We start from the raw sequence: 14,214 nt of genomic DNA, 5'->3' as shown, positions 1-14,214 counted from the left end.
CTCGGTAGGGAGCAAATTATGTGAGGCAACGGTTGAATATTCGGGAACAGTTTCGGCGAGGCAATGCGCGTCTCATCTTGGTTGTCGCGCTGCACAGGGGACCTAATCAGAGTTTTGGCTGGCACGTCACATAGGCGGTAACGGCGTCCGCAATCATCTGCTTGTGGCGGTTGTAAAGATCCGGTTCTGACAGTTCGCGATGAAAGATGGTGCCGAAGGTGTACCGGTTGGACACGCGGAAGAAGCAGAACGCGCTGATAAGCATATGCAGATCGATGGCGTCAATGTCGCGGCGGAAGACGCCTTCCCTGCGGCCTCGGTCTAGGATCTCGTCAATCGTCCTGACGATGGAAAGGTTGAGTTCACCGATCTCTGATGACCGCTTCATATGGCTCGCATGATGGATGTTCTCGATGCTAACAAGCCGAACGAAGTCCGGGTTCTTCTCATCGTGGTCGAATGTGCTGGCGATCAGTGTCCGTAGCGCTTCGACGGGGGGCAAGTCAGCGAGCTCAAGATCGGCTTCGAGCGAACGGATCTTGCGATACGCCTTTTCAAGTACCGCGAGATAAAGACCTTCCTTGCTGCCGAAGTAGTAGTAGATCATCCGCTTGGAGGTGCGTGTTTTCTCAGCGATGGCGTCCACTCGGGCGCCCGAGAGGCCAAAGGCAGAGAACTCCTCGGTAGCTATGTTCAGAATGTCCTCCTTGGTCTTCTGCGGGTCGTTCTTTCGACTTTCTCGTTCAACAAGCTTGGCCATCTTACCCATCCGCTCGGGGGCACGCTCGCCCCATTTGCAACCACTTCATATTCAGCTTGGTCTCTGCTTTCAATGGAACCTCGATTGACACGTACTGGTTAGTACATTATCAACTTTCGGCGATAATGCGTTTGAGGGGCGCCACTGCCAGGACATGTTCGACATCGTCCAGGGCTGGCGTTTAACGTTGTATGAAAAATGTCGGCATTGCGTCTTTCAAAGCCGGACTAATCGGAAAGGGCATTCAAGCGTCCTTGACGCCAGCCTTGCATATGGCAGAGGGAAGGGCGCAAGGTTTCGAGTACTTTTACGATTTATTCGACCTGGACGGAGTCGTTGGCAGTAGCGAGCCTCTCACCAATCTTCTCGCGGAAGCGGAGGGGCGGGGCCTCGGCGGCCTGAACATTACGCACCCATTCAAGCAACAAGTAATCGAGTTCCTTGACACGTTGTCAGACGAGGCGGTGGCTCTTGGCGCGGTCAATACTATTGTCCTTCGAGGTGGGCGAAGGCATGGGCATAACACCGACTGGTGGGGCTTTGCTGAAAGCTTCCGCCGTGGCTTGCCTCGTGCTGATCTGACCTCGGTGGTACAGCTTGGAGCGGGTGGCGCAGGTGCGGCCACCGCCTTCGCTATTCTCCGCTCCGGAGCGGCCGGACTGACGATATTCGACCAGGACGAAAGCCGCTCGCTGGCATTGGTTGAGAATATGCAGCGGCATTTTCCGAATGCGTTCATTAAGGCTGGGGCCGACCTGTCAGGGGCAATGGCAACTGCCTCAGGGCTGATCCATGCCACGCCGACGGGGATGGCCAAGTATCCAGGCCTGCCCGTGCCCGCTGATCTTCTGCGCTTTTCCTTGTGGGTGGCCGAGGTCGTCTACTTCCCATTGAGCACTGAACTGGTGATCGAGGCAGGCCGCCGCGGGTGTCGGACCCTGAATGGTGGGGGCATGGCGGTCTTCCAGGCTGTGAAGGCTTTTCGGCTCTTTACCGGCGTCGAACCCAATGCCGAGCGGATGCTGAAGCATTTTGAAGAGATGACGCGCACTCCCGGTAGATCCGCAGTCGCGCCAGGGGATGGCCGATGAGGAGCTCGATCGCAACCGTCTCAACTCGATCGCAACCGTCTCAATAAGTGCCGAACTGCCCAAAAACTGGAGGGATCGCCAAGGCGGGTTGGAAACCGAAGAGTACCCGAGGCAGGGGAAGGAACTGGTGGGCTTCTTCAAATAGCAGTGGACTGGCGCGTATACGAGCCAGACCTAGGCACTCCGAACCTAGTAGGACTTGGACTCGCCGCTGTTCTCTTCTTGGCCGGGCGGGGTGCTAGAGCGGATCAAAGCGATCTAAAGGCGAAATCGGCGCCATTCAAGGGATGCGGCCGCTCTTCAGGACATGAGCTGCCCCGTTTTGAACATGCTTGGTGAGCATTGCGCATGCGCCCGCGAGATCTCGGTTCATGGCGAGCTCGAACAACCTCTTGTGGTCATCAACCACGGGCTTGCCTCGGAAGCTTTGGGCGAGAAGGTGATAGCGTAGGAAGCGGTCGAAGACGGACGACAGCGTGGCCATCAGGGTCGCTGAATTGCAGGCCGATACCATCGCCTGATGGAACTCCCAGTCGTACCGCACCCATTCCAAGGTTCGAGAAGGATCGCCGCCTAACAGACTTCGCTCTACGGCCGACAGTTTGTGGTGCGCCGAGACGAGGCGCGCTTCCCAATCAAGATCGCCAGCAGCGAAGGAGAGGCCAATGGCGTGGCACTCCAATAATATTCGCAAATCAGCCAGTTCCAGAAGTTCCCGCCGAGACGCGGGGCTTACCTCAAATCCACGTTGGCCTTCAGCGATTACCAGGTTCTCCGTGGTCAGGCGACTGAGGATCTCTCTGAGGGTCGAGACGCTTACAGAGTAGCGATCTCTGGCCTGTTCCAATTTGATCTTTGAACCTGGTGGCAGAGCGCCCGAGATCAGATCCTCCCGGATCCGCCGCAAGGCGAGTTCACCCGCTGTTTCGTTTGTCATTCTCTTGGCGCTGTCGCGGTAATGTATCATGTAAAAGTTTATATATCCGATATTAAATGAAATATAGGAGGAAAATTGTTGACTCATTTCCTCGCTGCGTCATGCTGTCTGCACAACATTGATTAAACGGACTATTTCGTACATATTGACCGAGGGTGGCCGGGACCGGCCAACGATGAGGAGGCAGCTGTCCATTGGATGGCAGAAAATCAACTCGGAGGAGAGAATATGACTTTCAACATGACTCGCCGCTATCTTGTCGGCGCGACCATGCTCGCTGCAGCAGCATTCGCCGCACCCGTCCTGGCGCAGGACAAGCCTGTTTTGAAGTTTTCGGCTGTTTTCTCGGAGCAGGATATCCGCGCCGAGATGACCAAGATGCTGGCGGCGGATATCAAAAACGATTTCACGCTCGAGCCCTATTACGGTGGGAATCTCTTCAAGCAGGGTACAGAGCTCGTTGCGATCCAGCGTGGCAACCTCCAGATGGGCAATATCGCACCTCAGGATATCTCCAAGCAGATCCCAGAGTGGTCGGTGCTGACATCTGCATATCTGTTCCGCGACGCGGCACATCTCAGCGCCTTCTTCAACAGCGATGTCGGCGCCGAGTTCAAGAAGATGGCTGAAGACCGGCTCGGCATCCACATTCTTGGACCAACCTATTTTGGCGCGCGACAGATCGGTCTGAAGCCGGAAAAGAAGATCACGACGCCACAGGACATGGCAGGCATCAAGCTGCGTATGCCCGGCGGCGACGCATGGCAGTTCCTCGGTGAAGCTCTCGGCGCCAATCCTGTGCCGGTGGCTTATGCTGAGGTCTACACAGCACTCCAGACCGGTGCGATCGACGGTCAGGACAACCCGCTGCCGAACGTGAAGAACATGAAGTTCTACGAAGTGATGTCGCAGATCATTATGACGTCGCACCTGATCGGCTATGACTTGCTGGTGATCTCAAACGAGGTCTGGAATGAGATGGCGCCGGAAGAGCAGCAGGCGTTTCAAGCGGCGGCCGACAAGGCAATGAAGTTCAGCGAAGAGAAGCATGTCGCACAGGAGAAAGCGCTGGTTGAAGAGTTCAAGGCTGCGGGTCTGCAGATTTACGAGCCTGACATCGAGGCTTTTCGGAAGTTCGCTCAGGAGAAGTATGTGAATTCCGAGCTCGCCAAGTCGTGGCCGGAAGGCATCCTGGAGAAGGTAGCTGGCCTTTAAAGTGCGGCTACCTAGCTGCTAGATTATAAAGGGCGGCGAAGGCGGGACCCGATCATCGCCCTGCCGTCTCTGGAGAAATCAACATGCCACCCAAACTGCTGGCCATCGGTGGATGGTTGAGACGGCGTGCGGAGAATCTTCTCTGCCTGATGCTTCTGACGATGTTCATCGTCTTCACGCTGCAGATCATTTTCCGCTATGCGCTTAATCTTTCCATCGGTTGGACGCACGAAGTCAGCGTCGCCCTTTGGATATGGATCGTCCTATTCGGATCCGCCTTCGTGGTGCGCGAAGTAGACGAGATCCGCTTTGACCTCATCTGGAGCGGCGCAAGCGACCGATCGCGGCGTGTCATGCAGATAATCTGCGCGGCAGCGTTGATCTTCCTGTTCGGCATCTCGCTGCCGGCGGTCATCGACTACGTGACTTTCATGAAGGTGGAGAGCACGGCCTACCTGAAGATCCGCTTCGACTATCTCTACTCCATCTACGTGATCTTCGCGATTTCAATGATCCTTCGATATATCTGGCTGGCTATACAGGCTATCCGCGGCAGGGCGCCCGACGCTTTTGATCCCACTAAAGCAGGCTCCGGCGTATGAATTTGGCAAGTCCGTTCTCCATCACGGTGGTGGTCATAACCGTGCTCGCGTTCATGGGGCTACCGATCGGCCTCTCAATGATCAGCGGCTCGATTCTCTACCTCTGGCTTGCCGGAGCAGACATGGGAATTGTAGCCGAGCAGTTTCTCAACGGTATGTATTCGAACTACGTCATCCTGGCGGTGCCGCTGTTCATCCTGGCGGCGGAATTCATGAACGTGGGATCCATGACCGAGCGCCTGCTCAAATTTTGCAACGTCCTCGTCGGGCGTTTCCGCGGCGGTCTCGCCCAAGTTAACATTGTCCAAAGCATCATCTTTGCCGGCATGTCCGGCTCGGCGATCGCCGACGCCGCAGGCAGTGGCAAGATGATGCAGAGTATGATGACGCGCGACGGCCGCTACACACCGAGCTTTGCGGCCGCCCTAACCGCCGTGACCGCTGTCGTTGGCCCGATCATCCCGCCATCGATCCCGATGATCATCTATTCCCTCGTTTCAGATGCGTCCATCGGCTATCTCTTTCTAGCCGGCATGGTACCGGGGCTTTTGATGGCCGTTCTGCAAATGGTGCAGGTAGTGATCACTGCCCGGCGTAAAAATTTCCCGGTTGAAGAACCGGTGCCGCTTCGCGAGATTCCGGGAATCACCGTCCGGGCCTTTCCGGCGCTGATGATGCCCGTTGTGTTGCTCGGTTGCATCTATTCCGGCGTTACCACGCCGACCGAGGCAGCGGCCATCGCTGCTGCTTACGCTCTCATCATATCGGTCGTCCTCTACCGCAGCATCAGCCTCAAAGACTTCTACGGCTCACTTGCGGCAAGCGCCAAGTCGACGGCCTCGATCGGCATGCTGATCGCCGGTGCATTGGTCTTCAACTATGTCGTCACGATCGAAAACATTCCCCACTCAATCCGGGTTCTGTTGACCGGGTGGGAGTTGAGCCCGGCTGGCTTCCTGATCCTCGTGAACGTCACTCTGCTCGTTCTCGGTTGCCTGCTCGAGGGAACCGCGATCCTGCTAATCATCGTGCCGGTGTTCATACCTACAGCGCAGGCCCTTGGCATTGACCTTGTCCACTTTGGCGTTGTCGTGGTCGTCAACATCATGCTGGGCCTGGTAACGCCGCCATACGGTTTGCTGCTGTTCATCGTGGCGAACATATCTGGAGCACCGATCAAGAGCATCATCGTAGATACCGGACCCTTTCTATTTTGGATGGTGGTGTGCCTGATCTTCATAACATTTGTGCCTGACAGCGTGCTCTGGCTGCCAAGGCTGCTTGGATACCAGGGCTGATGGGAGTGATCATGAAGCCGATCTACGTTCTTAACGGGCCAAACCTCAACCGCCTTGGCAAGCGAGAGCCTGAAATCTACGGGACGACGACACTGGCCGAGGTCGAGGCCTGGTGCCGGGAGGCGGCGGGAGATCGGCCGGTAGAGTTTCGTCAGACCAACAGCGAAGAGCGGTTGATCGACTGGGTTCATGAAGCAATCGACGAGGGCGACGGGATTATTATCAATCCTGCCGCCTTCACATTCACCTCGATCGCTCTCCTAGATGCCCTCAAGATGTTCAAGGGGCCGATCATAGAATTCCACATCAGCAACGTTCATCGCCGCGAGCCTATTTATCACCGCTCCTATGTCTCAATGACGGCGACCACCGTAATGGCAGGGCTGGGGGCGGAGGGATATCCGCTGGCTGTAAAGGCGCTGGAGATGCTGATCATGAAACAGAGGTGGTAGCGCACCCACGACTCCATCTAACTGTTCTCGTGATGGCAGCAGGACGTCTTCGCCACTTATGCGCCCCGCAGTGACCAACACTTCTCGACGGCGAACAAACCGTCGTTCGCCAACCTTCTTGGCCGTCCTCGACAGCGTGCGGCGGAGCCTGCGCGAGGATTGAAACAGAGGCACTGGCGGCGGGAGGACTTATCTCGCAACACAGGCGATACCGAGCGTAGCGACCACGATGGCAGTTAGGGCGCGATCAGGTCAGAGGCTACCTCCAAGGGCGAGCGTCAACGCGTCAACGAATTGTCGATGTGATCCTTCAGGGCGGCAACTGGTTGAAGTCTCGGGAAATGGCAGGATTGGAAGCTGTTTCAGTTTCCGCAAGGGCATCCGCAAGAAGAGTGCGCGGGATGGGCCAGATGCTTCCTACCCCCGGAATTGCTGGAGGAGCTGGGAATAGTCCAGAAAGAAGCACAGGCACAGTAGACGACCTAATCCGTGAGGACTCGGGTCGTCAGCTGACGCCTTTGGAACTCGGCTTCCGAAGAAGAAGCGCTACAAAGTTAACAGGCCGGCGGACGACCGGGGAGTGTCTCAGTTCACATTACCAAAAATTCCGGTCGCGTTTAGCTGCGCCTTTGTCTCAAATAGCAGCCTCTAGGGCATGATTCAATTGCGTCATGGCGGCCCAGGTGGCCCCGGAAAAACGTCACGCTGTCCGAGATTTTCGGAATAAGGATATGCTGAGCTGTCGCCACCGTAGCCCGCGTTCGATGCAAAGACGAAGAGCCCCACCAGGAGCGCGGCCATGGCGTCTGCCGGCGAAACTGCCCTCTCGGAAATTTTCCGTTGCCAGCCGCGATATCGTTCAACCCCTTCTGTATGAGCGCGTACCCGCGCCTTGCGGCGTCGTGCAGACATAGCTCCTCCCATCCGCAATGAGGGCAGCGATCTTGCTCCCGCCCTTTTCTGAGGGCTCGGTGGCATGGCGAAATCGCTGCCCTCATTGCAGATCACGCGGAGGTCAATCACGGCCACTCCACCGTTCAGCTTGGACAGGTAATTCAAGCAGAAGCTTTCTCGTAGAGCCGCAATCCTGAGCAGAGCCTGTGAGATAGAGCGGACGGTGCATTCAACACTTCAGAAACGGTGAGTGCGTCATTGCCACCCGGGGTCTCTTTTCGGCCGGCGTCTTCCGGTTGTGCGCTTGTAATCTTGTTCCAGATTCTAAACAATGTCCGAACAGAGGGAGTCCATGCTTGTGGGCGGAGCTAAAATTCATGGGAAAAGCCAACCCACTTGTCGGGCCACTCCCGATGAGGTTGAGACTTGAAGCTGCGATGGCGCTCAAACGGTACAATAAGGCAGAATGCCACGCCGACCGGCTTCGACAGCGGAAGCACGAACTTGACGGGCAAGCGCGAGCGATACTGCAGGAATGGGTTGATCGGCAGGCCGAGAAGGCGCCTGCAGCAGAGCTAGACGCGCTTGCCGCCAGATATCGGATGATTGTGGAGCAACGCTGCAGTCTTTTGCGTCAATTGGTCGACGCTGAATGCGCCCTCCTAGCGGCATTTGAGCGTGCACAAGCGGTCCTGCGGAAGCTAGGTTTTGGCCGAGCAACGTAGCTTGCCCGAAATCGACGGCCGTGCAGCGTCTCCTATTCTGCTGGCGCGGGGAGGGAGCCATGAGCCGCAATGCGTTCAAATAGATGCCTCGAGCTTGCGCGATCGGGTTGGTGGTCAGCGCATAAAGTGAACAAGACATTATTCCCCGGGAGTTGGCTCGCAGCGACGTTGGCCGGTGGTCCGCCTCCGTTCAAGGCGAGGGTAACCACTCGGCTTGCCACAGTAGGATCGACGAGCAGCTCGGCCACGCCACACCTGCGTTTTGCGCTCTGCGCATGCCAGCCACCGAACGGTTTCATGAGTGCGACGGCTAGGCATGCAGGAAGCGACGACACGATACTTCAGGAGCTGAAGCTTTGGATGCCGCGCCCGCTCCAGGCGAGTCCATGCTCATACGCGCTTGAGCGCATGCCTGCCGAAGATCGAGAGCTGCGATGCAATCCTTCGGTGCTCAAGAGATCGCATGATGTATCGAGTGGAGCACACGGATACCCCGCCCGGGCGGAACCAGCTACAGCTCTGCTGTCTTCAACCGTCCTTCCGGACCGCCGCCGCCAGCGTAGTCGTTTTCGATAACACACCGCCGGCGGGCCGCGTCTTCGTCTGCGGAGCGGAGATCGCGGCGGGGCGCCAGAAGAGGACTTGGCCTTCACTGTGGTGAGGCCGATGTGGTGGACGATTGCATCGAAGGAAGTTGAGGCCGCTGGGCGCCCACCAGAATGAACAATGTATGTGATGACGAGGAAAGCCATGTCCTATTTCGACTGCTATCTTGTTCCGGTTCCCACCGCCAAGCTGGATGCCTACAAGCTGTTCTCGCAGCGGATGGCCAAGGTCTATCGCGAATACGGGGCGCTTCGTGTGATTGATTGCATCCTCGATCCCGAGACGACGGATGGCACGCAGTTCCATGCCGAGGGCGCGCAAGCTGATGTTCAGGGCGCCGAGCTCCGCGATTTCAACGCAGCGGCAGCCACCAAAGAGGGAGAAACCCTTATTTTGTCCTGGACCGAGTGGCCGAGCAAAGACGCTCGCGACGACCTGCTGCCGCGCGTGCTGGCCGATCCGCGTGTTCAGCCGGAGGATGGCGAAAAGGCGATCTGCGAGGGCGCTCGCTTGGTCGCAGGCGGGTTCGCCAAGCTGCTCGATACCTGACACTCTCGCGGCGAGGGCATGAACTTCAAGTCACGCTCTCTCCCGAGAAGGATGTTTTGTCAGAAGCTGACCTGATCATCGCAGATTGAGATTTCGTGGTGCTCGAACATGAGAGACCTTCACTTTCCACCAAGCCGCCAGTCTCGCGCGCAACCTTGCGGAATGTCAGACTTTCGCAGCAGCCGCGCTTCTTGGACAGCCTCTACGCTTTCTGCGACTGCAAGCCCTCCGTGAGCAGCCGCAATCCCAGGGCGACAATGACACCGCCGGCGATCCGGTCGATCCATTCTTTGAAATGGAGATAGACCCCGCGCGGTCTATTGGCGGAAAACGCGAGCGCAACGGCGGCATACCACGCAGCTTCAACAAGGAAGATCATCGGCGGGAGGGATAGGAGCAGCCAATCCGGCGGCGAAGCCGGCAGTAAGGCCGCGAAGAAGCTTCCATACACGATAGCTGTCTTCGGATTGCTGATCTGCGTGACGAGGGCGAAGGTGAAAGATCGCCAAACCGATTTTCTCTGAAAGACGACAGACGTATCGGCAGAAAGGGGCGCGTCCGCACCGCGCCAGATGCGAATGCCCAGATAGACAAGATAAGCACCACCGATGAGCTTCAGGGTCATGTAGAACCATTCAACCTGGAGCAGCAGCGCGCTTAATCCCGCAAGTGCCAGGATGCCGAACAGGGCACCGCCCAGTCCCATGCCGGCAGCAGCAGCGAGTCCGTCGAGCCGGGATCCGGTGATGGCTATTCTGGATACGAGAACGAAACTCGGTCCGGGACTGATCGCTCCGATCAAGATAGCACCGAGAATTCCGAAGAGAGCAGCAGTCGTAGACATGAGACTTGCGTCCTTTCCGTTTTGAATGATCCGAGCGAACCGCAAACCGACAAGCCGCAGATGCAGCCTGTCCGAATCGACGATATCTACTCACACATTCGCTGGATGCGGCCTCGATATCCATCCACATTGCTTTGAAGACGTGGCTATCGGGATCCTCGAAGGCTCTGCCGTACATGAACCCCGTATCCTGGCGTTCCCGCACGTCCGCCCTGCCGCCGGCGGAGGCGGCCGCCTCGGTGATGGCATCCACCTCCTCGTGGCTATCGCGCGACAGCGCAGTGAGGCGCCGACGGTCTCACGCGCATCGGCGATCGGCTACGCCGCGAAGGTCTTGAAAAGTCGTGCGTCCAGCAGTTGGAAGGTGATGGAGTCCGACCAACCATCGAGGCCGCGTTCTGATCGCTGAACTGCTGGTTCTTCTCGCAGCCGATCGCCTCGTAGAAGCGCGTTGCGACTGCGAGATCCCTCACGGGCAGGTTTACAAATACCATCTTGGGCATGCGCCTCTTCTTGCGGCTTTCTAAAATTCCTCTCAGAGGAATTCCTGGATGAAGGTCTCATTGGGGTGGATGCAGACGAGTTCCAGCCTGCCGGCGCCGACATTTTCGAATCGGTGCGGGACATCGGGGGCGGCCACGATAATATCGCCAGGCAAAGCCCTGGTTTTCTCGCCGCCCACGGTGAATTCGGCTTCTCCCTTCTTCACGACCCATGTCTCCGAATAGGGATGCACATGAAGCGCGACCCCTCGACCGGGATCAGCATCAACGAGGAAGATCGATACTTGGCTCCCGTAGTCCCGCCCTTCGAAGCGAACGGTGCGGCTTTCGCCCGGCTGCGGGTCTTGATGGCGAAGGACTGCAAGCATCGGATTCTCCCTTCCTGAAGAACGTGAAAAATATCTTTGCGAGAAGATATCTCTCTTAAAACTATCTTCGTGTCAAGACACCTATCTTCTTGTCGAGATATGTTGCATTGTGCGAACGGCACGCGTGCGTTCGTTCAATGGCAGGGACAGGCATGACAGACGTAGTGACAGAGGATGACGGGCAGAGCGTCACCGACCATGTGGATCGGCTTCGCGGCCAATGGGCGCGCGAGCTCCCCGATCTCGACACCGAAGCGATGGCGATCTTCGGGCGCGCCAAGCGGCTATCGAACCTCATAGGCCCCAGCATCGAGGCGACCTTCGCAGCGTTCGGCCTCGATCGTGGCGAGTTCGACGTGATAGCCACCTTGCGCCGCTCCGGACCGCCCTACCGGTTGACCCCGACCGAGCTTTACACCTCGTTGATGCTCTCCTCCGGCGGCCTCACGCATCGGCTCGATCGCCTGGAGAAGGCAGGCCTGATCAGGCGCGAGAAAGCGCCGCGCGACGGGCGCAGCGTGCACGTTGTACTAACCCAGGAGGGCGCTGCTCGCGCCGAACAGGCCTTTAGAGCCGATATGGCGAATGAACGGAGATTTCTCGAACCGCTTGACGCGCAGGAACGGCAAATGCTCGCGGGGCTGTTGCGCAAACTGATCGCCGGAATCGAGGCAGGCTGTTGAGGCGCATCATCGGGGGCGGTCGTAAATTTGCCCCCGTGTGTCATGGCTGAAGCGGCCTAGCCACCCTCGGCTGTCCCCGATCTTGCGACGAGCTCCCGAATGTAGGAGTCCAGCGATGTCGAACCACACCAGGGGTCATCGGTTAGGTCGAATCCGCTATCGACGCTGACCTCGGTCATCCGGGTGTAGGATGCGGCCGCCGGTTCCGAGAAACCAAGACAGAGAAAGGCCTGCTTCCACTGGTCTCGTGGCGTGATGGCCAACCTCACCGGTTGGTCGAGCGCTAGGGAGAACGCCCTTGCCACATCGCGTGGCGAATAGCGCTCGGGGCCTTCGACATACCAGACCCCGACGTCGTTGACCGAAGACAATAGCCGCTCGGCTGCTGCCTCGCCCAGATCGCGAGGCGCGACCATGGGGATGACCGTATCCTCGGGAAACATCGTCGGCAGAACGCCGTCCCGTCGAACCACATCGAGAAGGTCGTCCCAGTTGCTCATGTAATAGGCTCCCCGGTTGATCGCAGCCGGAATGGATTGCCGGCGCAAGCCTTCCTCAAGCTCCCACAGGACGTTGAGATCGCCGATACGATTTCCGGGCTGTGCGCCGCCTGTGGACGCGGCGACGACCTTCTCTAAGCCTGAACCCTCCAGAGCAACGAGGAGGTTGGCGGCGGTGCGCCGTTCGACAGTATCCGTGTCCTTGGTCGTGTCGGCCGGGGGGTTGAGCAGGAAGGCGCGCCTGCCCCGCCGGAACGCGGCGCACAACGAGGGCACATCCTCCGCATTCGCTTCAATGATTTCGGCACCCCGCGCGCGCCACTCACCGGCGCGGTCGGCATGACGTGTAAGGATCGCCACCGCCTCTCCGCGCTTCAGCAGGTTCGCAGCAGTGGCCGAGCCGACATGACCCGTACCACCCATGATGATGTGCATTGTCAGCTCCGCATTTTCTTCCTTCGAGATCGCGCTAGTTCGCCGTTGGTGCGACAAACGTCGGTTACAAGTTCTCAGTTCCCAGTGTGGCGAGTATCGATCTTTACGCAACCTTTCGGCCGGCAGCTATCGGCCTCGCCTGGCGCTCGAAAACTCCAAGCTTCTTTGGTCCGCGCAGAGACGACGCTCTCGGCAAAGTTCGCGCACGGCCTGTACACGAATGAGCCGGGTGCTTCGAGCGGCGAGAACTCGCCGGATCCTCTTATGAAATTGTTCGCCACGGCCTCGGCGCTGATTGCCTCGAGATCGGCGACATAGTTTCGATTCCTTGGCCACCACCGCACCGCGGATCCGCGCCACATGGTTTCGCGCCGCGAAGGCATCGTTCCGCATGCACCTGTCGAAAGCTAAGATCCGCGAAGAAAGGCAGCGCCCCCGGTAGACTAAAAGGAGCGCTGCAGTTGGTCGACTTGTGCTGTCCACTAAGCCAACATTCAGAGGAGAACATCCGTCTGAAATAGGAACGCTCTTCAAACCGCTTGTTTGTTGAAAGGTTCCTTCAACTGGGTGCAGATCAAGCTCCGCGCGCTGATGCTTAGTGATGCCGCTCCCGAACGTGGAGTGCGCACTTAGATGGTGACCTGCTCTTCCAGCTCGTCGGCTCGGTTTGCGGGCAGATGGAAGTACACGGTCGGATAAATCGCTGGGTCGGCCATCGGTATGAAGAGCTTGTCTTGCCATTGGAGCAGTGCTGCCCGGAGGTCTGCAATCAGCTTGTGCCGGCCGAGATAGAAGGACGTCGACTTGATCTCGAACTTGAAACCTCCTTTCGCCAGCGCCCTTCAGACATTCTGATCGTCTCATGAAGCCGAACTTTAGCTCCAATAGGCTGAACCGGTGAGACAGCTTTGTAATTATATAGCGATCCTCCTCGGGCACGTACGGGACCCTGGCAGTCTTGGAGGTCAGGGTGACGTCGTGCTGATGAAGGACGCGATTGTGCCTGATGTTTTGCGGCAGAACTGCCGGTGGCTGGCGACGGCAGGAATATTTTGCAGCAGGGCGGGCGGGATGCGTATCTTCGCGGGTTCAGAAGAGCCCAGTCATAAGTCGGCGGTATTCCGCCTCCGGTTTGCCGTAGGCATCCCGGGCGAACTCTTCGAGGGCTTGCCTGTGTCGGATAATGATGTTGCCCCTGTTCGAGCGAATGAAACCGTTGCCTTCAAGGACGTGGAGCGACGTTGTGACGCTTGGACGGCGAACCGCAAGCATCAGCGAAATAAACTCGTGCGTCAGAGGAATTTCGTCGCCTGATACACGATCGTGACACATCAGAAGCCACCTGGCTAATCTCTCGTCAACTCCGTGCAACGCGTTGGAAATGGCAGTGTAGGTAAGCTGAATCGAGAAGGCCTCAATGCATCGGATCATCACCCTGGAGAAGTTCCGGTTGCGATCCATCCACTTCCGGAATGCGTTGAACTCCATGCGGTAGGCGTTTCCTTCGATCTGCATGATGATGTCGTGCACACTGAGCTCCACACCCATAGCAGCAGAAGTCGGGATGTAACCTTCACTCCCGAAGATGCCCGCCTCGGCTTTGTTGCCCTTGACCTGCCACTGAACTTTCATCCAGCGGCGATTAGAGCCTCGGCGGTTTTGAACCGCTCCAGGTTTCTGGACCAGCGGAGGCTGGAGTTTTTCGGCTTCATTCAGGGAGGCGGGCTGGTTGCGCCTCCCGAATTCATCAGC

The 14,214-nt window shown here is 57.9% G+C and carries 13 protein-coding genes and 2 pseudogenes; 7 read left to right on the top strand and 8 right to left on the bottom strand.

What is annotated here, in order from left to right:
- Window positions 1–106 precede the first annotated feature (106 nt).
- A complete protein-coding gene (locus FB009_RS31785; protein ID WP_011970529.1) occupies window positions 107–769 on the bottom strand; it encodes a TetR family transcriptional regulator in 663 nt (220 codons plus the stop codon).
- A 182-nt stretch (window positions 770–951) separates the two neighbouring features.
- Between FB009_RS31785 and FB009_RS31780 the strand changes: the two genes are divergently transcribed.
- Window positions 952–1,851 carry a shikimate dehydrogenase gene (locus FB009_RS31780; protein WP_011970530.1) on the top strand — a complete coding sequence of 300 codons (900 nt, stop codon included), beginning with the start codon at window positions 952–954 and terminating at the stop codon, window positions 1,849–1,851.
- 280 nt (window positions 1,852–2,131) lie between these two features.
- On the opposite strand, the gene FB009_RS31770 is transcribed toward FB009_RS31780, so the two are convergent.
- Window positions 2,132–2,788: a GntR family transcriptional regulator gene (locus tag FB009_RS31770; RefSeq protein ID WP_026183685.1), complete on the bottom strand. Its 657-nt coding sequence runs from the start codon at window positions 2,786–2,788 to the stop codon at window positions 2,132–2,134.
- A 228-nt stretch (window positions 2,789–3,016) separates the two neighbouring features.
- Between FB009_RS31770 and dctP the strand changes: the two genes are divergently transcribed.
- The 5 genes from dctP to FB009_RS31740 all read left to right on the top strand — a co-directional run bounded on the left by dctP (window position 3,017) and on the right by FB009_RS31740 (window position 9,129).
- Window positions 3,017–4,003, top strand: coding sequence for a TRAP transporter substrate-binding protein DctP (dctP, locus tag FB009_RS31765; RefSeq protein ID WP_011970533.1), 987 nt, complete (start codon window positions 3,017–3,019; stop codon window positions 4,001–4,003).
- An 83-nt stretch (window positions 4,004–4,086) separates the two neighbouring features.
- Window positions 4,087–4,605, top strand: a complete 519-nt coding sequence (locus tag FB009_RS31760; RefSeq protein WP_011970534.1) for a TRAP transporter small permease — start codon at window positions 4,087–4,089, stop codon at window positions 4,603–4,605.
- Window positions 4,602–5,903 (top strand): TRAP transporter large permease, encoded by a 1,302-nt coding sequence (locus tag FB009_RS31755; protein WP_011970535.1) that lies wholly within the window; start codon window positions 4,602–4,604, stop codon window positions 5,901–5,903. Before FB009_RS31760 ends, FB009_RS31755 begins: the two co-directional genes overlap by 4 nt.
- An 11-nt stretch (window positions 5,904–5,914) precedes the next feature.
- Window positions 5,915–6,355 carry a type II 3-dehydroquinate dehydratase gene (locus FB009_RS31750; protein WP_011970536.1) on the top strand — a complete coding sequence of 147 codons (441 nt, stop codon included), beginning with the start codon at window positions 5,915–5,917 and terminating at the stop codon, window positions 6,353–6,355.
- Between the two features lie 2,369 nt (window positions 6,356–8,724).
- On the top strand, window positions 8,725–9,129 hold the full coding sequence (locus FB009_RS31740) for a DUF1428 domain-containing protein (RefSeq protein ID WP_011970537.1): 405 nt from the start codon (window positions 8,725–8,727) through the stop codon (window positions 9,127–9,129).
- Window positions 9,130–9,331: 202 nt separating this feature from the next.
- Here FB009_RS31740 and FB009_RS31735 read toward each other — a convergent pair whose 3' ends face one another.
- From FB009_RS31735 to FB009_RS31725, 3 genes and pseudogenes are all read right to left on the bottom strand, one after another.
- Window positions 9,332–9,973 (bottom strand): LysE family translocator, encoded by a 642-nt coding sequence (locus FB009_RS31735; protein ID WP_011970538.1) that lies wholly within the window; start codon window positions 9,971–9,973, stop codon window positions 9,332–9,334.
- Between the two features lie 100 nt (window positions 9,974–10,073).
- Window positions 10,074–10,476 (bottom strand): annotated as a pseudogene (locus tag FB009_RS33560) (VOC family protein); the annotation flags it as partial.
- Window positions 10,477–10,508: 32 nt separating this feature from the next.
- Window positions 10,509–10,844, bottom strand: coding sequence for a cupin domain-containing protein (locus FB009_RS31725; RefSeq protein ID WP_011970539.1), 336 nt, complete (start codon window positions 10,842–10,844; stop codon window positions 10,509–10,511).
- A gap of 152 nt (window positions 10,845–10,996) precedes the next feature.
- Here FB009_RS31725 and FB009_RS31720 point away from each other — a divergent pair, with 152 nt between their 5' ends.
- Window positions 10,997–11,527, top strand: coding sequence for a MarR family winged helix-turn-helix transcriptional regulator (locus FB009_RS31720; RefSeq protein ID WP_011970540.1), 531 nt, complete (start codon window positions 10,997–10,999; stop codon window positions 11,525–11,527).
- Between the two features lie 56 nt (window positions 11,528–11,583).
- Here the strand turns inward: FB009_RS31720 and FB009_RS31715 are convergent, their stop codons facing one another.
- The 3 genes and pseudogenes from FB009_RS31715 to FB009_RS31700 form a co-directional block, all read right to left on the bottom strand.
- Complete coding sequence (locus FB009_RS31715; protein ID WP_011970541.1) at window positions 11,584–12,462, bottom strand: NmrA family NAD(P)-binding protein; 879 nt, start codon at window positions 12,460–12,462, stop codon at window positions 11,584–11,586.
- A gap of 629 nt (window positions 12,463–13,091) precedes the next feature.
- Window positions 13,092–13,491: pseudogene (locus FB009_RS33870) on the bottom strand (KUP/HAK/KT family potassium transporter); the annotation flags it as partial.
- A gap of 60 nt (window positions 13,492–13,551) precedes the next feature.
- A partial coding sequence (locus tag FB009_RS31700) for a Crp/Fnr family transcriptional regulator (protein WP_234888313.1) occupies window positions 13,552–14,214 on the bottom strand: 663 nt, incomplete at its 5' end.

Source organism: Sinorhizobium medicae (assembly GCF_007827695.1).
Classification (GTDB): domain Bacteria; phylum Pseudomonadota; class Alphaproteobacteria; order Rhizobiales; family Rhizobiaceae; genus Sinorhizobium; species Sinorhizobium medicae.
This window is presented reverse-complemented; position numbering and strand designations above follow the sequence as displayed.

Excerpts from the sequence above, each read along its gene's own strand:
- FB009_RS31735 (WP_011970538.1), bottom strand. The coding sequence starts at position 9,973 with ATGTCTACGACTGCTGCTCTCTTCGGAATTCTCGGTGCTATCTTGATC.
- FB009_RS31720 (WP_011970540.1), top strand. The coding sequence starts at position 10,997 with ATGACAGACGTAGTGACAGAGGATGACGGGCAGAGCGTCACCGACCAT.
- FB009_RS31770 (WP_026183685.1), bottom strand. The coding sequence starts at position 2,788 with ATGACAAACGAAACAGCGGGTGAACTCGCCTTGCGGCGGATCCGGGAG.
- FB009_RS31755 (WP_011970535.1), top strand. The coding sequence starts at position 4,602 with ATGAATTTGGCAAGTCCGTTCTCCATCACGGTGGTGGTCATAACCGTG.
- FB009_RS31715 (WP_011970541.1), bottom strand. The coding sequence starts at position 12,462 with ATGCACATCATCATGGGTGGTACGGGTCATGTCGGCTCGGCCACTGCT.
- FB009_RS31785 (WP_011970529.1), bottom strand. The coding sequence starts at position 769 with ATGGGTAAGATGGCCAAGCTTGTTGAACGAGAAAGTCGAAAGAACGAC.
- FB009_RS31750 (WP_011970536.1), top strand. The coding sequence starts at position 5,915 with ATGAAGCCGATCTACGTTCTTAACGGGCCAAACCTCAACCGCCTTGGC.
- dctP (WP_011970533.1), top strand. The coding sequence starts at position 3,017 with ATGACTTTCAACATGACTCGCCGCTATCTTGTCGGCGCGACCATGCTC.
- FB009_RS31760 (WP_011970534.1), top strand. The coding sequence starts at position 4,087 with ATGCCACCCAAACTGCTGGCCATCGGTGGATGGTTGAGACGGCGTGCG.
- FB009_RS31725 (WP_011970539.1), bottom strand. The coding sequence starts at position 10,844 with ATGCTTGCAGTCCTTCGCCATCAAGACCCGCAGCCGGGCGAAAGCCGC.
- FB009_RS31780 (WP_011970530.1), top strand. The coding sequence starts at position 952 with ATGAAAAATGTCGGCATTGCGTCTTTCAAAGCCGGACTAATCGGAAAG.
- FB009_RS31740 (WP_011970537.1), top strand. The coding sequence starts at position 8,725 with ATGTCCTATTTCGACTGCTATCTTGTTCCGGTTCCCACCGCCAAGCTG.